Genomic DNA, 18,389 nt, shown 5'->3' on the forward strand with positions numbered 1-18,389 from the left:
GGAAGCCGTGAGCCGCACGCGCCTGGCGGGCCGTACCGTCGTCGTCACCGGAGCCGCACAGGGCCAGGGGGCCGCGGAGGCGGCCGCGGCCGCCCGGGAGGGCGCGGCGGTGATCGTGACCGACGTGCTGGACGAGGCCGGCGAGAAGCTCGCCGCGGCCCTGCGCGCCGACGGACTCGACGTCCGGTACGTCCACCTGGACGTGACCTCGCCGGACGACTGGGCGGCCCTGGCGGCCTCCCTGGAGACCGTGCACGGCCTCGTGAACAACGCGGGCATCCCGATGCGGGCCCGGCTCGGCCATGTCGAGCTCGCCGACTGGAACCGGGCCTTCGCCGTGAACACCACCGGCGCCCTGCTCGGCATCCAGGCCCTCGCGCCGCTGATGCCGGCCGGCTCCTCGATCGTGAACGTCGGCTCGGTCGCCGGGCTCACCGCCCATCACGCGGTCGCGTACACGACCAGCAAGTGGGCGCTGCGGGGTCTGTCCAAGGTGGCGGCCCTGGAGCTGGCGCCGCGCGGCATCCGCACGAACATCATCCACCCGGGGTACATCGAGACCCCGCTGATGGCCACCGCCAACCCGGTGTTCGTCGCCGCCCACCTCGCCATGACGCCCCAGGGCCGCCCGGGCACGGTCGACGAGGTGGCGCCGCTGGTCGTCTATCTCCTCTCCGACGAGGCCTCCTACGTCAACGGTGCGGAGATCACCGTCGACGGCGGCTACGCGGCGCACGGCCCGGTGAAGGCGATCACCAACGCCCTCGACCAGGACTGAGCGTCAGCCCTTGAGCTGCTCCAGCGTGGACTTGGTGTCGGTCTTCAGCCAGCCGGTCACGTCGTCGAGGGACGGCGGGTCGGTGTCGCTGTCGTACGAGGAGAAGTACGCGCTGTAGTACATGGTGTACGTCATCCAGCCGTCCCGTACCGCGAGCGTGGCATAGCGCGAGCCGCTGGTGGTGGAGCCGTTGCTGGTGTCCTGGGTGACCAGGTAGGCCTCGTCGCCGATGCCCTGCACGGGCGTCACGTCGTAGTCGGTGTGGCTGTCGCCGTAGTTCTTCCAGGTGGCCGTGAACTCCGGTGCCGGGTCGGTCTCCTTGTGCAGGTCGACCTGGACGGAGAGATAGGCGTCACCGTAGCTGGAGCTGGTCTTCCTGAGGCTGAGGCTGCAGTAGCTCTCGTCCAGCGCCGGGTCCTTCATCGCGGTCTTCGTGGGGGCCGAGTCGTCCACGGGGTACTCGTCCTTGAACGACGAGTAGTCGGCGCTGGAGCAGAGGTTCGCGGGCGCCCGGTAGCCGCGCAGGTCCGCACTGCTCCCGAAGCCGCCGGTCAGGAAGAGTCCGGCCGCCCAGCCGGCGGATGCCACGACCGCGCCCACGACGGCCCACAGCACGGCTCTCCCGGCCGCGTTCCCACCGGTTGCCGGCGGTGCGGCCGGCGGCGGGTAGCCGTAACCGGGCTGCACGGCATAGGGGTTGGCCTGCTGCGGCGGAGCGGGCTGGCCCGCGAGGGTGGGCTGGGCGTAGGGGTTCTGCGGGAGCGGCGACTGCGGGTTCGGATACGGGTACGCGGTCGGCTGGGGCTGCTGGGGCTGCGGCGATACCGCCGGGGGCTGGTCCGGCTGCTGCGGAGGCGGCGAGGACTGCTGCGGAGCCGACGACGGCTGCTGCTGCGGAGAGGACGGCGGCTGCTGCGGTGGCGTGGACATGTCGTGAAGATACGGCATAACCGGACGTCAAGTCCCCGTCAGGACCGGGATCGTTATGGTCCGGGGACATCCGTTACCGGCCAAGGCCCGTTTGTTACAGGCCAGTTGGACTGCATGCCGGAAGGCCGGGGCACGAGCCCCGGCCTTCTTGTCACGTCGGCGGTCAGGCGGATGCCGGCTGCACCGGCGCCTGGGCCGTCGCCCGTGCGGTGTTCCTGCGGACCAGCAGCAGGGTGACCAGCGCGCCGAGCAGCGACGCGCAGCCGCAGATCACCACGCCCAGGGCCATGCCGTGCGCGAGCGCGTCCTGCGCGGCGGCCCTGGCGCTGTCGCTGCCCGCGTTGACCACGGCGAGCGGTCCGGCCGCGGCCTCCATGCCGGCGTCGGCGCCGGACAGCTTGCCGACCAGCGCGGAGGAGGCCGCGCTCATCGCGATGGTGCTGATCACGGCCGGGCCCAGGCCCTGGCCGAACTCGCGGACCAGGCTGGTGGCACCGCTCGCCATGCCGGTCATCTCGATCGGCACCGCGTTGACGGCAGCCGACGTCAGCGAGGAGACCACGCAGATGAAGCCGATGCCGAGCAGCAGCACCGGGCCGATGAAGGCCGCCAGGGAGGTGGTGGTGATGGGCAGTGCGGCGATCCAGAACTGGCCGGCGGCCATCGGCAGCAGGCCGCCCATCAGGAGCCAGCGCGGCTCGACGCGGGTGAGCATCTTGCTGAGCACCGGTGCGAGGAGCAGCGGGATCAGCTGGAGGATCACGAACGGCATACCGGCGCGCAGGGCGCTGAGGTGCATCACCGCGCCGAGCCGGATGGAGACGCAGTAGGCGGTGCCGATGAAGCCGAACATGCCGGTCAGCGCGACCACCGCGGCCGCCGCGAACGACGGGATCCTCAGCAGCTCCAGGTTGAACATCGGGGACGCGGCGCGCCGCTCCGCCATCACGAAACCGACGAGGGCCACGGCGGCGAGGGTCAGCGCGAAGACGATCGAGGGGCTGCTCCAGCCGCGGTCGCCGCCCTCGATGATGCCCCACAGCAGGGCGGTGAGGCCGACGGCGATGCTGATCTGGCCCGGCCAGTCCAGGGCGCGGCCCTCGGGCGCCTTGGAGTCGGTGACCAGCGCCCAGCAGGCGATGCCGACCGCGACACCGAGGACAACCGGCGGCACGAACGCCCAGCGGAAGTCGGCGACCGTGGCCAGGATGCCGGAGGAGAGCGGGCCCACGGCGGAGGCGAGGGAGATGCTCAGCGCCCAGGTGGAGACCGCCTTGGCGCGGTCCTTCTCCTCGGGCGTCGCGGCCGCGATCACGGCGAGGGAGCTCGGGAAGAGGGCGGCCGCACCGATGCCGGCGAGGGCCTGGCCGATCCAGAGCATGGTGATGTTCTGGGAGGTGGCGTTGAGGAGTTCCCCGATCGCCAGCACGAATCCGCCGAGGATCAGCAGCCGCTTACGGCCGAACAGGTCGCCCACCACACCGAAATTCAGTTCCAGAATCGCGGTGGGCAGAATGAACGCGGAGGTGACCCAGGCGACTTGCGATCCCGAGGCTCCGAATGCGCTCTGGATCTCCCCGTTGATGGGCGAGGGGACGGTAATGCACAGCTGCGCGGCGGCAACTGCCAGACAACAGGCTATGAGCGTGCCCACGTCCAGTTTTTTCACAGCGTTGGTCATTCCGCACTCCATCTCACGGGTTATCGGTGGTGCCGCGCTCTTCGGCTTCGGCGAGTTCGCCGTGCTCGCCGAGTCCGCCGCGTTCTATGAGTTCGATGAGATTTCCCTCGGGGTCCTTGACCCAGGCCATCCGCACCCCGGGTTCGGGGGACGGACCGGGGGCGAGGACCTCGCTCGCTCCGTGCGCCACCAATGCGGCGTACACGGGGTCGAGTTCGGGGGTGGTGACCGCGAAGTGCCCGTACCCCTCGGTGAGGGCTGCGGTCATCGGGTCCGGGGCCCTGAGGCCGGGTACGGACCCGGGCCTGGCGAGCAGTTCGAGCCGCCAGCCGTGCGGGTGTTCCAGGACGACGCCGGTGAGTCCGGGGCCGTCGAGACGGAACTCGAAGACGGTCTTCAGTCCGAAGACCGTTTGGTACCAGGCGAGTTGAGCGGGCAGGTCGCGTACGTTGACGCCGACGTGGTCGAGTCGTGCGTGCATCCGCGCTCAGCCCGCCATCGCGCTGTCGCCGCCGTCGACCATGAGGTTGGCGCCGTTGACGAAGGCCGCCTCGTCGGAGCAGAGGAAGGCCGCCGCGCGGGCGATGTCCTCGGGCTGCCCGACCCGGCCGACCGGGATCCGTGCCTCCAGCTGGGCCTTGGGGCCGTTCGGGTCGTCGAGGAAGGGCGCGGTGGCCGAGGTGCGGGTCATGCCCGGGGCGATGGTGTTGACCCGGATGTGGTGCGGGGCGCCGGCCGCGCACAGGTGCTTGCTCATCGCCAGCACCCCGCCCTTGGCGGCGCCGTGCGGCACCATCGGCATGAACGGCGCGCCGCGCACGGCGGCCACGGACGCGACGTTCAGGACGGCTCCGCCGCCGCGTGCGATCAGGTGCGGCCAGGCCGCCTGCGTGCAGAAGTAGGGGATGTCCAGCTCGTTCCTGATGGTGAAGTACCAGTCTTCGGCGGGCATCGTCTCGAAGGGGCCGTTCCGCAGGGCGGAGGCGTTGTTGTAGAGGATGTCGATCCCGCCGAATTCCGCGATCCCGGCCTCGATCCACTCCCGCGCGCCGGCCTCGGTGGAAAGGTCGACCGGTGCCAGGGAACGCATGACACCGTCGGCCTTCTCGACGAGTTCCACGGTTTCCGCGGCGCTCTTCTCGTCGATGTCGCAGCCGAATACGGTGGCGCCCTCCGCCGCGAACACCTGTGCCGCGGCCCGGCCGATTCCAGCCCCCGTTCCACTGATGAAAGCGATTTTTCCGGCCAGTCGACCCATGATTGCCAAGTCCCTTGTCCATGCCGCCGAAGTGCGGTGGTGGCAGCGTAGGTAGGGCCTATGGCCAGAACAAGAAATGCGTCAGTGAAACGCCATCGGGGGTTCGTATGGCTGGTATGCGCCGCAGCCGCCGGGCCGAGGACGCGGCCGCATCGGGAGGGCGCGGACACGGCCGCTCGTGCTCGGCCGCGAGTCCCCGGGAAGGGACGCTCCCCGGGCAGGCACGTCCGGCACCGGGTCCGGGAATATCGGTGACCGGTGCCATGTTGACGATCGCGGAACCCCGGGTATAGTGCGATCAGCACGTGTGAGCGCCCCTCTATCGGGTGCCCCGTGCCGGTTCCACTCCTCCAGCCGTGTCGCCCGTCGTTTCCCGACCGGCCGCCGGCTTCTCAGCACCACCTCGTGACCAGGGCCTTTCCGCCGTTCCCGAGGTGTTGTTCCCCGCCGCACGGAGACCTGCGCACATGCGCCCTCCCGCTCGCGGCCCACTCCCCCCTTCGTTCATGTCTTCCGTCCGCGAAAGGACCACCTCTCATGACCACCACACTCGAACCCCCCGTACAGCAGCAGGACCGGCCCGCGGGCCGGTCCGTCACCGGTGTCCTCGACATCGACCAGGGCGGGAAGGGCCAGCTGCGGGCCCCCGACTGCCAGCCCTCCCCCGCCGACCCGCAGGTCTCCCCGGCGCTGATCCGCCGTCACGGCCTGCGCAAGGGCGACCTCGTCGAGGGCGTCCGCGGCGACCGGCGCACGCTGACCGAGATCACGCGCGTCAACGGCCGTACGCCCGAGGAGTCGCGCGAGCGACGTCACTTCCGCGATCTGACCCCGCTGCACCCGCACGAGCGGATCCGCCTCGAACACCCCGCCGCCGGGCTCGCCGGACGGGTCGCCGACCTGCTCGCGCCGGTCGGCAAGGGGCAGCGCGGGCTGATCGTGGCCCCGCCGAAGACCGGCAAGACCGTGCTGCTCCAGCAGTTCGCGGCCGCCGTCGCCGGCAACCACCCGGAGTGCCACCTGATGGTGCTGCTGCTCGACGAGCGCCCCGAGGAGGTCACCGACATGCGGCGCTCGGTGCGCGGCGAGGTCTACGCCTCCACCTTCGACCGGCCCGCGAAGGAGCACATCGCCCTGGCCGAACTCGTCGTCGAGCGCGCCAAGCGGCTCGTCGAGGACGGCCAGGACGTCGTCATCCTCCTGGACTCCCTGACCCGGCTGTGCCGGGCCCACAACAACGCGGCCGCCTCCAACGGCCGTACCCTCAGCGGCGGTGTCGACGCCGCCGCGCTGCTCGGCCCCAAGCGGTTCTTCGGCGCCGCCCGCAAGGCCGAGGAGGGCGGCTCGCTCACCATCCTGGCCACCGTCCTGGTGGACACCGGCTCCCGGGCCGACGGCTACTTCTTCGAAGAGCTGAAGAGCACCGGCAACATGGAGCTGCGCCTGGACCGCGAGCTGGCCTCCCGGCGGGTCTTCCCGGCCCTGGACATCGCCCCCTCCGGCACCCGCCGCGAGGAACTCCTGCTCACCCCGGCCGAGTTGACCGCCGTTCGCGGACTGCGCCGGGCCCTCCAGAGCCGGGAGGGCACCCCGAGCGGCCTGGAGACGCTCCTGGAGCGGATGCGGGAGACCCCGGACAACGCGACGTTCCTGCGGCGCGTGCAGCCGACCCTGCCGACGGGCTGACACCGGACACCCCTCCCGGCGGGCCGGGACCGGGCCCGGGCGTGCGGCATCCGGGTTGCTCACGGCATCCGACCGGCCCACGCAGCGCGCGGGACACCGCCCCCATTCCTACGTTGATCATATGACGATCGGATTCCCTGACCGATTCCCTCGGCGAGCGGCGGCGTCGACCTGCGCCCTGTGCCTGGCGGGCCTGCTGGCGCTGGCACCCGGCACGGCCGCCGCCGGCACCCGGGCGCTGGACCCGGCCCCGCCCCCGAGGGCGGTGGTGCCCGGCCCGTCGCTGCTCTACCGGTCCGGCCCGCAGGTGCGGCCGCACCTCGGGGCCCCGGAGCTCCCGGACGTCTCCGCGCTCTCCTGGCTGGTCGCCGACGCGGGCACCGGCCAGGTGCTGGCGGCCAACCACGCGCACCGCAAACTACCGCCGGCCAGCACTCTGAAGACCCTGTTCGCGCTCACGGTGCTGCCCGTCCTGCCCGCGGACCTCCAGCACCGGGTGACGTCCGAGGAGCTGGCGGACGTCGCCGAGGGCAGCAGCCTGGTCGGCGTCGAGGAGGGGCACACCTACCGGGTGTCCGACCTGTGGCGCGGGGTCTTCCTCAGCTCCGGCAACGACGCCGTGCACGTCCTGGCCGCTCTCGACGGCGGCTGGGACCGCACCGTCACCCGGATGCAGGCCAACGCCCGCTCGCTGGGCGCCCTCGACACGCACGTCGAGTCCCCCGACGGCTACGACGCACCGGGGCAGGTCTCCTCCGCGTTCGACCTGGCCGTGTTCGGCCGGGAGGGGCTGCGCAACCCCGACTTCGCGCGGTACTGCTCCACCGCCGAGGCCCGCTTCCCCGACGGCGCCGGCTGGTCGTTCGGCATCGAGAACACCAACCGGCTGCTGACCGGCGAGGACGGTGTGGGGCGGTACCCCGGCCTGATCGGGATCAAGAACGGCTACACCAGCAACGCCGGCAACACCCTCGTGGCCGCCGCCCGGCGCGGCGGCCGCACCCTCCTCGTGACGGTGCTGAACCCTCAGGACGGCGGCGTGTACGACGAGGCCCGTCAGCTGCTCGACTGGGGTTTCGCGGCGGCCGGACGGGTCGACCCGGTGGGCTCGCTGGACGGTCTGCGGGCCAAGCCGCGGCCCCGGCCGGGCCCGAGCACCGTACCGATGGCGGCGGCCACCGCGCCCGAGGACGACTCCGGCTGGTCGGACACCGCCATCGCCGCGGGCTTCGCGGTACTCGGCGCGGGCGCCGTGAGCCTGGCGATCCGGCTCAGGGGCGAACGCTCCGGGCGGGGCTGACCGACCGGCAGGCCCAGCAGCAGGCCCAGCGTGATCCAGGTGTAGAGGTTGCTGCCGAAGAACCCGTCGATGCCGGACGCGTCGTCGAACCACAGCCACACCACGCTGGTGCACATCACCGCGTACAGGGCGCCCGTGATCCGCGGGTGCCCGGCGCGGGCCAGCAGCGCGAACGACGGCAGCACCCACACCAGGTGGTGCACCCAGGTGATCGGGCTGACCAGGCAGGCCGCGAGACCGGTGAGCGCGAAGGCCGCCGTCCAGTCGCCGGCCGTCAGTGCCCGGCGGGTCCGCCACGCCCACACGGCCAGCGTGAGCAGCACCACGATCGCCCACAGCGGCTTGTCCGGATGGCCCAGCCGGGCCAGCACGCCCTGCAGCGACTGGTTCGAGACGTAGTCGAGCCGGCCGACCCTGCTGGTGTCCCAGAGCGCGTCCGTCCAGTAGAAGCGGGAGGCCTTCGGGTCGGCCCAGGCCGCCAGAGCGGTCGCGGCGAGCGCCACGGCCGTGGCGACACCGGCCGCCCGCCACCTGCGGCCGATCAGCAGCATGCCGATGAACAGCGCGGGCGTGAGCTTGATCGCGGCGGCGAGCCCGATGCCGACCCCGGCCCAGCGGCCCCGCCCGCTGCGCAGCAGACAGCAGTCGCCGAGCACCAGGGCGAGCAGTATCAGGTTCACCTGGCCGAAGCTGAAGGTGTCCCGCAACGGCTCGAACAGCGCCAGCGCGCACAGCGCCAGCGCCCAGCGGTACCAGCCCCAGCGCCGCCAGCCCGGCCCGGCCAGGACGCGCAGCACGAACGCCAGCGCGGCCAGGTTCAGCAGCAGCGAGGCCGCGATGGCCAGGTGCAGCCCCACCAGCGCCATGGGCAGCATGCCGACGGCGGCGAACGGCGGGTACGTGAACCCGTACGTCGTACCGGGTACCCGGTAGTCGTAGATCCGCCCGCCGTGATGCACCCAGGTGTGCACGGTGCCGTAGTACACGCGCAGGTCGAACCAGTCGCGCAGCAGCGGCACGGTGGCCGTGAACGCGGTCACGGCGGCGACGAGGACCAGGACGAGCAGCAGCCTCCCCCGGTCGGTCCGTGGTCCTCTCGGGCCTCTCATGCCGTACGTCCCACGGCCGGGGCCTGCGCGGCCTGGTGGGCCTGCCACAGCACGACCACGCCGAGCACCCCGCCGGAGACGGCGAGGACCAGCTGGCCGATGTCGGCGGGACCGCCGCTGGGCAGCACGGCGAGGGCGAGCACTCCGGTGACGGCCGCCACCCGGTGCCGTACCGAGGTGCTGGGTGCCGCCGCCGCTATCAGGAACAGGCCCCAGATGGCGTACCAGGGGCGGATCGCGGGCCCGAAGGCGGCGACCGCGGCCAGGCTCAGGCCGAGGGCGTAGACCGGGCGGGGCCGCAGCCGGACCCATATCAGCAGCACGGTCACCGCGGTGAGCGCGAGCCCGAGCAGATGCCAGGCCGGGACGGCCAGCGGCGCCAGATCACTGCCAAGGTGTTCGAGGAGCGCGCCGGTGGCCCGGCCGAGCAGGCTGCTGAGCGCCCAGTTGTGCGGGGAGACGGGCGTGTCGAGCGCCCTTATCCACCCGTACCCCGTCCCGGCGACCGCGGTCGCCACCACGGTCGTGGCCCCCGACGCGACCGCCGTCGTCAGGGTGGCCCGCACGGGACTGCGGCCCTTGCGCGCCTGTACGACGATCACCGCGAGCAGACCGAGCGCCGCGGGCGCCTTCACCAGCGCCGCGAGCGTGACCAGTACGGCCCCCAGGAACGGCCAGCGGCCGAGCGCCGCGACCAGGCCGAGGCCCAGCAGACCGAGCATGATCGCGTCGTTGTGGGCGCCCGCGACCAGGTGCAGCAGCACCAACGGGTTGAGGGCGCCGAGCCAGAGCGCGGCGGCCGGGTCGGCGCCGCTGTGCCGGGCGAGCCGGGGCAGCGCGGCCGCCATCAGGCCGACCCCGAACAGGGCGACCAGCCGCATCCCGAAGAGCCCGGCCGGGAGTTCGCCCCGGGTCAGCCCGGACAGCAGCGAGGCCACGCCCATGAACGCGGGACCGTACGGGGCGGCGGTGTTCTGCCACACCGGCGCGACCTCGTCGGCCAGCGGGCCGCCGAGCTGCGCGGGTCCCGACGTGTAGACGTCCATGTGCGCGTCGACCATCGCGCCCTGCGCGAGATAGCTGTACACGTCCCGGCTGAACAGCGGGGGCGCGAGCAGCAGCGGGGCCGCCCAGACGGCGAGGACCAGCAGCAGCTGCCGCGGGCTTGGCGGCTCGGCGCCGCGCACCAGGCGGCCGAGCAGCAGCCACGCCGCGATCAGCAGTACGACGCCGAAGTAGACGCCCACCAGACCGAACGCCGCCTGCACCGAGCTCGGTGCGAGCAGGTCCTCCACGGGGAGGGCGCCGGCTGTCTCACCTCCCAGGGCAAGGAACGCGGTGCCGGCCAGGCCGAGTACCTGGCAGCGGCGGAGATCGACGGGGAAAGCCATGGCCAACACTGGGTCAGCGTGTCAATTGCGGGTGGCCGGAAAGCGACGAGGTGTTTTCTTGGGAGGGGCCTGGTTGTTACCTGTGGGTGGTGGACCGTGGTCGGATGCATCAGGTCGCCCCCGTGTTCACCGTAGTGGGGGCCCCTCTGCCGACTGTGCGCTGTCCACGGCACCGGCCAGGAGCGTGACCAGCTCGTCGATGAGCGGAAAGCGGGCACTGGGTCTGCTGACGGCGAGGATCTCGCGGTAGAGCGGCGCGACGCCCGGCTGGAGGACCACTCTCTCGACCCCGGCGTCGTGTCCTGCTCCGAGGAGCGTGGCCGGGATCAGGCCCACTGCGAGACCCGCCCGGATCATGGCGAGCATGCTGTGCAGGTCGTCGGTCTCCAACGTCACCTGCGGCGCGATCCCGGTCTCTCCGGCCCAGCGGTGCAGCAGCCGCCGGTCGGGGTTGTGGGCGTGGCCTGAGACCCATTCCCGTTCCAGGCACTCGGCCAGCTCCACCGGCCGTCGGCGCCCGGGCTCGGCACCTGTGACCAGGACCAGCGGCTCACGCCCCAGAAGAGTGATCGTCAACGCGTCGGACGGGGCCGGCGGGTCCTCGGGCAGGTAGCGGTAGGCGACGAGCAGGTCGATGTCTCCCGACGTCACCCTCGGCAGGCCCTCCTCCGTCTCCACGACGACCAGCCGGATCCGGGGACCTGGGCGGCGAGCCCTGAGCGTGGACAGGACCTGAGGGAGGAGGTAGGTCATGGCGCTGGGGTAGACCCCGACGCGCAGTTCGGCGATCTCGCGGTTCGCGATGCCGCGGGCGGCGTCCTGGAAACGAGCGCTCGCGTCGAAGAGCGGCTGCGCAGCCTGGGCGAGAGCGCGGCCGGCCGCGGTGAGGATCAGTCGGCTGCCGGGGCGGCGGGTGATCAGTTCGAGGCCCATGTCGCGTTCGAGTACGGCGATGTGCTGGGACACCGCCGAGGGCACATAGCCGAGCTCGGCCGCGGCCTCGGCCATCGAGCCCCGGTGCACGACGGCCAGGAAAGTGGCCAGGAGCTTCAGATCCGGCTGAGACTTCACGGTTCATGAACTTTCTCTTCGGGATCCATCGCTTTACGTGTCTCGGGGTCGGCACCCAGAGTAAAGGCAGCGCGACGCCAGGCACTCCGCCCGACAGAAAGCAGAGAGATGGCCATCGACCTCACCGCCCTGCGGGCCCACTTCCCCTCCCTCGCCACCGGGCTCGCCTTCTTCGACGGTCCGGGGGGAACGCAGACCCCCCGCCCGGTGGCCGACGCCATCACCGCGACTCTGACCGGCCCCCTGTCCAACCGGGGCACCGTCACCCCGTCCGAGCTGAACGCCGAGCGCGCCGTCGCGGAGTTCCGCGCCGCCTGCTCCGACCTGCTGAACGTGCCCGCGCACGGCGTCGTCCACGGCCGCAGCGCCACGCAGCTCACCTACGACTTCTCCCGCCACCTGGCCAGGACCTGGAACGCGGGCGACGAGATCGTCCTCAGCCGCCTCGACCACGACGCCAACGTCCGCCCCTGGGTCCAGGCCGCCGAGCGCGCCGGAGTGCGGGTCCGCTGGATCGAGATCGACCCGGAGACCACGGAGCTCGATCTCGACTCGTACGAGCAGGCCCTGACGCCCCGCACCCGGCTGGTCGCGGTCACGGCGGCCTCGAACGTGCTGGGCACCAAGCCCCCCGTCCGCCGGATCGCCGACCGCGCCCATGAGGCCGGCGCCCTGGTGTACGTGGACGGCGTCCACTACGCCGCGCACCACCTCGTGGACGTGCCCGCCCTCGGGGCCGACCTGTTCGTCTGCTCGCCGTACAAGTTCCTCGGACCGCACTGCGGGGTGCTGGCGGCGGCGCCCGAGTTCCTCGAGACCCTGCGTCCCGACAAGCTCCTGCCCTCCCCCGACACGGTGCCCGAACGCTTCGAGTTCGGCACGCTGCCGTACGAGGTGCTGGCGGGCGCCACCGCCGCCGTGGACTTCCTCGCCGAACTGGACCCGGGCACGGGGGTCTCACGCAGGGAGCGGCTCACCCGCTCCCTGGAGTCCGTGCACAAACACGAACTGAGTCTGCGGGCGCGGCTGGAGGAGGGCCTGGGCTCCCTGGGTGACACCGTCACCGTGCACTCGAAGGCCCCCGACCGCACCCCGACGCTCCTGATGACCCTCGAAGGCCGCGACGCGCGCGAGGCCCAGGCGCATCTGGCCGCGCGCGGCGTGGTGGCTCCGGCCGGGTCGTTCTACGCCTGCGAACCATTCGCCGCGCTCAAGCTCGAAGACCCCGCCCTGCGCGCGGGCCTGGCCCCCTACAACACCGCCGACGAGGTGGACCGCTTCCTCGACGGGCTCGCCTCTCTCCTGTGACCTCGCCACCGCGTCGATCGCGCGTGATCTGCTCCCGGCCGGTACACCACCGGCTCCAAAGGAAACAGTGTCCTAGAACACCGACAGACCCGTGAGTGTCGTGAACCGGTCCAGCGCCGCCACGCCCGCCACCGAGTTGCCCCGCTCGTCCAGTCCCGGGCTCCACACACAGATCGCACAGCGGCCCGGCACCACGGCGATGATGCCGCCCCCGACCCCGCTCTTCCCCGGCAGGCCGACCCGGTAGGCGAAGTCGCCTGCCGCGTCGTACGTGCCACAGGTCAGCATCACCGCGTTGACCTGCTTCGCCTGGCTTCTGGTCAGCAGGCGGGTGCCGTCGGCACGTATGCCGTGGCGGGCCAGGAAGGTGGTGGCCAGGGCCAGGTCGGCGCAGGAGGCGGCCACGGAGCACTGGCGGAAGTACTGGTCGAGGAGGACCGGGATCTCGTTGTCGATGTTGCCGTAGGACGCCATGAAGTGGGCCAGGGCGGCGTTGCGGTCGCCGTGCTGGGACTCGGAGGCGGCGACCTCCTTGTCGAAGTCCAGGGAGGCGTTGCCGCTCTCGGCGCGCAGGAAGGCCAGCAGCTCGCCGGCCGCGTCCCCGGTACGGGTCTGGAGGCGGTCGGTGACGACGAGGGCGCCCGCGTTGATGAACGGGTTGCGCGGGATGCCCTGCTCGTACTCCAGCTGGACCAGGGAGTTGAACGGGTTGCCGGAGGGCTCGCGGCCGACGTGCTCCCAGAGTTCGTCGCCCTCGCGGGCCAGGTCGAGGGCGAGGGTGAAGACCTTGGTGATGGACTGCGCGGAGAACGGCTGCCGCCAGTCGCCGACGCCGTAGACCGTGCCGTCCAGCTCGGCCACGGCCATGCCGAAGCTGCGGGGGTCGCAGGCGGCGAGCGCCGGGATGTAGTCGGCGGGGCGGCCGCGGCCCGGCGTGCGCTCAATCTCCTCGGCGATGCGCTCCAGGACCGGCAGGAAGGCTTGGGACGACGTCATTGTCATGATCACTATTGTGCCTCCGGGCCGGTCCTGGTGCGTACTCGCAGGTCAGGCGAGGGGTGAGCCACTGCCGGCGACGACCTCGGGACGCAGCAGGTCGGCGAGCCGCCCGGCGGGCAACAGGCCCTTCTCCAGGACGAGTTCGGCGACCCCGCGGCCGGTGACGAGGGCCTCCTTGGCGATGTCGGTGGCCGCCGTGTACCCGATGTACGGGTTGAGGGCGGTGACCAGGCCGATGGAGTTCTCGACCGTCGCCCGCAGCACCTCGGTGTTGGCGGTGATCCCGTCCACGCAGCGCTCGGCCAGTGTGAGGCAGGCGTTGCGCAGGTGTGTGATGCCCTCCGACAGGGAGTGCAGGATGATCGGCTCGAAGGCGTTGAGCTGGAGCTGCCCGGCCTCGGCGGCCATGGTGACGGCGACGTCGTTGCCGATGACCTCGAAGGCGACCTGGTTGACGACCTCGGGGATCACCGGGTTGACCTTGCCCGGCATGATCGACGAACCGGCCTGCACGGGCGGCAGGTTGATCTCGCCGAGCCCGGCACGCGGTCCGGACGACAGCAGCCGCAGGTCGTTGCAGCTCTTGGAGAGCTTGACCGCGATCCGCTTGAGCACGCCGGACATCTGGACGAAGGCCCCGCAGTCCTGGGTCGCCTCGACCAGGTTGGCGGCGGTGACCAGGGGCAGCCCGGTGATCTCGGCGAGGTGCCGGCGGGCGGACTCGGCGTAACCGGCGGGCGCGTTGAGGCCGGTCCCGATGGCGGTCGCCCCGAGGTTGATCTCGTGGATCAGCTCCACGGCCTCGGCGAGCCGGCTGCGGTCCTCGTCGAGCATGACGGCGAAGGTGGAGAACTCCTGCCCGAGCGTCATGGGAACCGCGTCCTGCAACTGCGTACGGCCCATCTTCAGCACGTCACGGAACTCGACGGCCTTGCGGCCGAAGGAGTCCTGCAGCACGGCCATCGCCCTCAGCAGCCCGCGCACCGCGAAGACCGTGGCGACCTTGACGGCGGTCGGGTAGACGTCGTTGGTCGACTGACCGAGGTTGACGTCCTCGTTGGGGTGCAGGAACTGGTACTCACCCTTCCCGTGCCCCATCAGCTCCAGCGCCCGGTTGGCGACGACCTCGTTGGCGTTCATGTTCGTCGAGGTGCCCGCCCCGCCCTGGATGACGTCGACCACGAACTGGTCGTGCAGCTTGCCGGCCCGTATCTCCCGGCAGGCGGCGACGATCGCGGCGGCCTTCTCCGGCGCCAGCAGCCCCAGCTCCTCGTTGGCGAGGGCGGCGGCCTCCTTGACGGCGGCGAGGGCGTCGATCAGGTGCGGATAGGCGGAGATCGGCGTACCGGTGATCGGGAAGTTCTCGGTGGCACGCAGGGTGTGCACACCCCAGTAGACGTCGGCGGGGATGTCACGGTCGCCGAGCAGATCGTGTTCGCTTCGGGTGACGACGGTGGTGGTCATGAGGGTAGGAATTCCTCTTTCGGAGGGAGTGATTTTTCAGGACCGTGACTGAGTCGCCCCGATAGGGGCGCGGGGAACTGCGCGACCAGCCACAACGGACCCGCAGCCGCCGACCGACAGCCGGCCCGCCCCACTAGGCGCACACAACCGCCTCAACCGGCTCCAGCGATCGAACGGGCCGCACGCACCCGACCGCTCGCCCACCACCGAGCAGCGCCTCACCAGCGAACTGGGTAAGCAGCTCCGGATCAACCCCGGCCCTCTCCAGTGCGGCCGCAGCGACCGGCACCCGCGCCCGGTTCGCCCCGTCGGCGATCTTCACGGCCACGGCCCGCCCGTCGGGCAGCGCCGCGACCTCGACGCCCTCGAAGCCGTCCTTGGCCAGCAGCCCCGGCACGGCCGCCATCAGCGCGGCCACGTCGCGCCCCGCGCCGGACGCCATCTCCGCGTGCTCCCGCATCGCGTCGGCCACCCGCGCCTCGGGCGTACCCGGCGCGGCGGTGACGATCCGCGACACCGCACGCGCCAGCCCGTGCAGGGAGACGGAGAACAGCGGCGCCCCGCACCCGTCCACGGTGGTCGCCGCCACCCGCTGCCCGGTCAGGTCCTCGACGATCTCGGCGATCGCCTGCTGGAGCGGATGGGCCGGATCGAGATAGTCGTCCAGCGACCAGCCGTTCAGCTTCGCGGTCCAGAGCATCGCCGCATGCTTGCCGGAGCAGTTCTGGGCGAGCCGCGACGGCTCCCGGCCCTCGCGGATCCAGGTGTCCCGCACGGCGGGGTCGTACGGCATGTCGGGCACGTTGCGCAGGTCGGCCTCGGTCAGTCCGGCGAGGTCGAGGATCCGCCGGGTGCCGGCGAGGTGGCGCTCCTCGCCGGAGTGGCTGGCGGCGGCCAGCGAGAGCAGGTCGCCGTCGAGGGACAGCCCGGCCCGCAGCATGGCCACGGCCTGGACGGGCTTGAGGGCCGAGCGCGGGTAGAACGCGGCCTCGATGTCGCCGAGCTGGAACCGGACTTCCCCGTCGGCGCCGAGGACGACGACGGAGCCGTAGTGGATGCCCTCGACGACCCCGCCGCGGATGAGGTGGGCGACGGGGGCGTGGAGGGGTTCACGGACGATGGGTGCGTCCGCGGGGGAACTGCTGTGCATCACTGCCTGGTCTCGGGTGAGGTGGGACGGACCGGTGCGCGGTTCACGCGTCGGTTCCGGTGGACGTGCGCGGGCGCCGGCGCCGGATGGCGTACCAGCCGGCGACCAGCGCGGCGACGATCAGCGGCACGCACAGCACGGTGGTGCGTCCGGCGCCGCCGTCGGCGTACATGAGGACCAGGACGGAGGCGAGGAACGCCAGCGTCACGATCTCGGTCCAGGGGGAGCCCGGCAGCCGGTAGCCGGGGCGGGTGAGTTCGCCGTTCTGGGTCTTCCGCCAGAAGAGCAGGTGGCAGAGCATGATCATGCCCCAGGTGGAGATGATGCCGATCGCCGCGAAGTTGAGGACGATCTCGAACGCGTCGGCGGGGACGACGAAGTTGAGGCCGACGCCGAGGACACAGATGCCGCTGGTGAGCAGGATGCCGCCGTACGGCACCTGGGTGCGGCTCATCTTCGCGGTGAACTTGGGGGCGGAGCCGTTGACGGCCATGGAGCGCAGGATGCGGCCGGTGGAGTAGAGGCCGGAGTTGAGCGAGGACATGGCCGCGGTGAGGACGACGAGGTTCATCACGCCGCCGGCCGCCGGGACGCCGATGTGCGAGAGCACGGTGACGAAGGGGCTCTGTCCCGCCGTGTACTTGTTCCAGGGCAGCAGCATCGACAGCAGGATCACCGAGCCGACGTAGAAGAGGCCCACCCGCCACATGATCGAGTTGATCGCCTTCGGCATGATCTTCTCGGGGTTCTCGGTCTCGCCGGCGGCGACGCCGACCAGTTCGACCGAGGCGTAGGCGAAGACGACGCCCTGGATGATCAGCAGCATCGGCAGCAGGCCGTTGGGGAAGACGCCGCCGTTGTCGGTGATCAGGGACGGGCCGGGGGTCGCGCCGTCCACGGGGTGCTGGGTGACCAGCAGGAAGATGCCGATGACCATGAAGATCACCAGGGCGCTGACCTTGACGATCGCGAACCAGAACTCCAGTTCGCCGAAGATCTTGACCGAGATCAGGTTCACGGTGAGGACCACCGCCAGGGCTATCAGGGCGATCACCCACTGGGGTATGTCGGAGAACATCCCCCAGTAGTGGGTGTAGGTGGCGACCGCGGTGATGTCGGCGATGCCGGTGGTCGCCCAGTTCAGGAAGTACATCCAGCCCGCGGTGTAGGCGCCCTTCTCGCCCAGGAACTCCCGGGCGTACGAGACGAAGGCGCCGGAGGACGGGCGGTACAGGACGAGTTCGCCGAGGGCGCGCACGACGAGGAACGCGAAGATGCCGCAGACCGCGTACGCGACGAACAGGGAGGGGCCGGCGTCGGCGAGCCGGCCGCCGGCGCCGAGGAAGAGGCCGGTGCCGATGGCGCCGCCGATGGCGATCATGTTGACGTGCCGGTGCTTCAGCGACTTGCTGTAGCCGTGGTCTCCGGCGTCGACGTGACGGGACGAGGGGCGCGTCTCGTCTTTGAGGTGCTGTTCGCTCACGCCTCGGTTCCGCCTTCCTGGTGCTGGTCCGTGCGCGCGGGGCGCACGATGTGGGTGAGGGTGGTCTCGACGCGGTCGAGGTGGTGGCTCATGGCGTCCACGGCGTCGATCTCGGAACCGTCGATCAGCGCTTCGACGATGGCCCGGTGCTCCCGGTTGGACTGCTCGCGGCGGCCGCCCAGCTCGTTGAGGAAGGCCGACTGACGCGCCAGTGCGTCCCGGATCTCCTCGATGACCCGGCGGAAGACCGGGTTCTGGGCGGCCTCGGCCACGGCCAGGTGGAAGAGGGTGTCCATCGCGACCCACGCGGTGGTGTCCGTCTCCCGCTCCATGCGGTCGAGCAGATGGGCCAGGTGGTCCAGGTTCTCCGGGGTACGGCGCAGCGCCGCGTACCCGGCGACCGGGATCTCGATGTGCCTGCGCACTTCGAGCAGGTCGCTGGCCGCATAGTCGCCGAAGGTGGGGTCCTCGACGGCGTTGGCGACCACGAAGGTGCCCTTGCCGGTCTTGGAGACGGTCAGGCCCATCGTCTGCAGGGCCCGCAGGGCCTCGCGCAGGACGGGCCTGCTGATCTCCAGGGTGCGGCAGAGCTCCGCCTCGGAGGGGAGCTTGTCGCCCACGGCGTACTCGCCGCGCTCGATGGCGGCGCGCAGGTGCGCCAGTACCGCTTCCATGGCGCTCACGCGCCGCGGAGGCTGTCCGGCTGTCGGGCTGTCTGACAGGTTCACGCGTGAGATGTTCCGGGTTGCGTGTGGACGCTGTCAAGGTTTCCGGAAAGGAA

Annotated in this window: 15 protein-coding genes and 1 pseudogene; 4 read left to right on the forward strand and 12 right to left on the reverse strand. The window is 71.4% G+C overall.

Features of this window, described 5'->3' with window-relative positions:
* The first annotated feature begins 7 nt into the window (after positions 1 to 7).
* Positions 8 to 778, forward strand: a complete 771-nt coding sequence (locus tag SSP29_RS39095; RefSeq protein WP_174856044.1) for an SDR family NAD(P)-dependent oxidoreductase — start codon at positions 8 to 10, stop codon at positions 776 to 778.
* A 3-nt stretch (positions 779 to 781) separates the two neighbouring features.
* Here the strand turns inward: SSP29_RS39095 and SSP29_RS39100 are convergent, their stop codons facing one another.
* From SSP29_RS39100 to SSP29_RS39115, 4 genes are all read right to left on the reverse strand, one after another.
* Entirely contained in the window at positions 782 to 1,708 is a 927-nt protein-coding gene (locus tag SSP29_RS39100) for a hypothetical protein (protein ID WP_150135758.1), read from the reverse strand.
* Between the two features lie 163 nt (positions 1,709 to 1,871).
* Positions 1,872 to 3,389 carry an MFS transporter gene (locus tag SSP29_RS39105; RefSeq protein WP_089105693.1) on the reverse strand — a complete coding sequence of 506 codons (1,518 nt, stop codon included), beginning with the start codon at positions 3,387 to 3,389 and terminating at the stop codon, positions 1,872 to 1,874.
* A gap of 13 nt (positions 3,390 to 3,402) precedes the next feature.
* A complete protein-coding gene (locus tag SSP29_RS39110) occupies positions 3,403 to 3,870 on the reverse strand; it encodes a VOC family protein (protein WP_089105694.1) in 468 nt (155 codons plus the stop codon).
* A 6-nt stretch (positions 3,871 to 3,876) separates the two neighbouring features.
* A complete protein-coding gene (locus tag SSP29_RS39115; protein ID WP_089105695.1) occupies positions 3,877 to 4,647 on the reverse strand; it encodes an SDR family NAD(P)-dependent oxidoreductase in 771 nt (256 codons plus the stop codon).
* Between the two features lie 537 nt (positions 4,648 to 5,184).
* On the opposite strand from SSP29_RS39115, the gene rho reads away from it, so the two are divergent.
* Together rho and SSP29_RS39125 are read left to right on the forward strand one after the other, a co-directional pair.
* Positions 5,185 to 6,333 carry a transcription termination factor Rho gene (gene rho, locus SSP29_RS39120; protein ID WP_089105696.1) on the forward strand — a complete coding sequence of 383 codons (1,149 nt, stop codon included), beginning with the start codon at positions 5,185 to 5,187 and terminating at the stop codon, positions 6,331 to 6,333.
* 121 nt (positions 6,334 to 6,454) lie between these two features.
* Positions 6,455 to 7,300 (forward strand): annotated as a pseudogene (locus SSP29_RS39125) (D-alanyl-D-alanine carboxypeptidase family protein); the annotation flags it as partial.
* Between the two features lie 89 nt (positions 7,301 to 7,389).
* Here SSP29_RS39125 and SSP29_RS60435 read toward each other — a convergent pair.
* From SSP29_RS60435 to SSP29_RS39140, 3 genes are all read right to left on the reverse strand, one after another.
* Entirely contained in the window at positions 7,390 to 8,742 is a 1,353-nt protein-coding gene (locus SSP29_RS60435; protein ID WP_089105697.1) for a glycosyltransferase family 87 protein, read from the reverse strand.
* Positions 8,739 to 10,133: a polyprenol phosphomannose-dependent alpha 1,6 mannosyltransferase MptB gene (gene mptB, locus SSP29_RS39135; RefSeq protein WP_089105698.1), complete on the reverse strand. Its 1,395-nt coding sequence runs from the start codon at positions 10,131 to 10,133 to the stop codon at positions 8,739 to 8,741. Before mptB ends, SSP29_RS60435 begins: the two co-directional genes overlap by 4 nt.
* 126 nt (positions 10,134 to 10,259) lie before the next feature.
* Positions 10,260 to 11,204: a LysR family transcriptional regulator gene (locus SSP29_RS39140; protein ID WP_089105699.1), complete on the reverse strand. Its 945-nt coding sequence runs from the start codon at positions 11,202 to 11,204 to the stop codon at positions 10,260 to 10,262.
* Between the two features lie 108 nt (positions 11,205 to 11,312).
* Between SSP29_RS39140 and SSP29_RS39145 the strand changes: the two genes are divergently transcribed.
* Positions 11,313 to 12,512 (forward strand): cysteine desulfurase-like protein, encoded by a 1,200-nt coding sequence (locus SSP29_RS39145; RefSeq protein ID WP_089105700.1) that lies wholly within the window; start codon positions 11,313 to 11,315, stop codon positions 12,510 to 12,512.
* Between the two features lie 72 nt (positions 12,513 to 12,584).
* Here the strand turns inward: SSP29_RS39145 and SSP29_RS39150 are convergent, their stop codons facing one another.
* The 5 genes from SSP29_RS39150 to SSP29_RS39170 all read right to left on the reverse strand — a co-directional run bounded on the left by SSP29_RS39150 (position 12,585) and on the right by SSP29_RS39170 (position 18,282).
* Positions 12,585 to 13,514: a glutaminase gene (locus SSP29_RS39150; protein ID WP_089105899.1), complete on the reverse strand. Its 930-nt coding sequence runs from the start codon at positions 13,512 to 13,514 to the stop codon at positions 12,585 to 12,587.
* 45 nt (positions 13,515 to 13,559) lie between these two features.
* On the reverse strand, positions 13,560 to 14,975 hold the full coding sequence (aspA, locus tag SSP29_RS39155; protein WP_089105701.1) for an aspartate ammonia-lyase: 1,416 nt from the start codon (positions 14,973 to 14,975) through the stop codon (positions 13,560 to 13,562).
* A gap of 133 nt (positions 14,976 to 15,108) precedes the next feature.
* On the reverse strand, positions 15,109 to 16,125 hold the full coding sequence (locus tag SSP29_RS39160; RefSeq protein WP_089105702.1) for an asparaginase: 1,017 nt from the start codon (positions 16,123 to 16,125) through the stop codon (positions 15,109 to 15,111).
* A gap of 43 nt (positions 16,126 to 16,168) precedes the next feature.
* Positions 16,169 to 17,608, reverse strand: a complete 1,440-nt coding sequence (locus tag SSP29_RS39165; protein ID WP_089105703.1) for an amino acid permease — start codon at positions 17,606 to 17,608, stop codon at positions 16,169 to 16,171.
* The gene (locus SSP29_RS39170; RefSeq protein WP_089105704.1) at positions 17,605 to 18,282 is read right to left on the reverse strand and encodes a FadR/GntR family transcriptional regulator; all 678 of its coding nucleotides are present in this window, start codon (positions 18,280 to 18,282) and stop codon (positions 17,605 to 17,607) included. The genes SSP29_RS39165 and SSP29_RS39170 overlap by 4 nt, the downstream gene beginning before the upstream one ends.
* Positions 18,283 to 18,389 lie beyond the last annotated feature (107 nt).

Origin of the sequence: Streptomyces hyaluromycini (assembly GCF_002217755.1) — a bacterium.
GTDB lineage: Bacteria > Actinomycetota > Actinomycetes > Streptomycetales > Streptomycetaceae > Streptomyces > Streptomyces hyaluromycini.

Bases quoted from the DNA above. Each gene is read 5' to 3' on its own strand.
- aspA (WP_089105701.1), bottom strand. From the start codon at position 14,975: ATGACCACCACCGTCGTCACCCGAAGCGAACACGATCTGCTCGGCGAC.
- mptB (WP_089105698.1), bottom strand. From the start codon at position 10,133: ATGGCTTTCCCCGTCGATCTCCGCCGCTGCCAGGTACTCGGCCTGGCC.
- SSP29_RS39160 (WP_089105702.1), bottom strand. From the start codon at position 16,125: ATGCACAGCAGTTCCCCCGCGGACGCACCCATCGTCCGTGAACCCCTC.
- SSP29_RS39105 (WP_089105693.1), bottom strand. From the start codon at position 3,389: ATGACCAACGCTGTGAAAAAACTGGACGTGGGCACGCTCATAGCCTGT.
- SSP29_RS39100 (WP_150135758.1), bottom strand. From the start codon at position 1,708: ATGTCCACGCCACCGCAGCAGCCGCCGTCCTCTCCGCAGCAGCAGCCG.
- SSP29_RS39115 (WP_089105695.1), bottom strand. From the start codon at position 4,647: ATGGGTCGACTGGCCGGAAAAATCGCTTTCATCAGTGGAACGGGGGCT.
- rho (WP_089105696.1), top strand. From the start codon at position 5,185: ATGACCACCACACTCGAACCCCCCGTACAGCAGCAGGACCGGCCCGCG.
- SSP29_RS39170 (WP_089105704.1), bottom strand. From the start codon at position 18,282: ATGGAAGCGGTACTGGCGCACCTGCGCGCCGCCATCGAGCGCGGCGAG.
- SSP29_RS60435 (WP_089105697.1), bottom strand. From the start codon at position 8,742: ATGAGAGGCCCGAGAGGACCACGGACCGACCGGGGGAGGCTGCTGCTC.
- SSP29_RS39145 (WP_089105700.1), top strand. From the start codon at position 11,313: ATGGCCATCGACCTCACCGCCCTGCGGGCCCACTTCCCCTCCCTCGCC.
- SSP29_RS39150 (WP_089105899.1), bottom strand. From the start codon at position 13,514: ATGACAATGACGTCGTCCCAAGCCTTCCTGCCGGTCCTGGAGCGCATC.
- SSP29_RS39110 (WP_089105694.1), bottom strand. From the start codon at position 3,870: ATGCACGCACGACTCGACCACGTCGGCGTCAACGTACGCGACCTGCCC.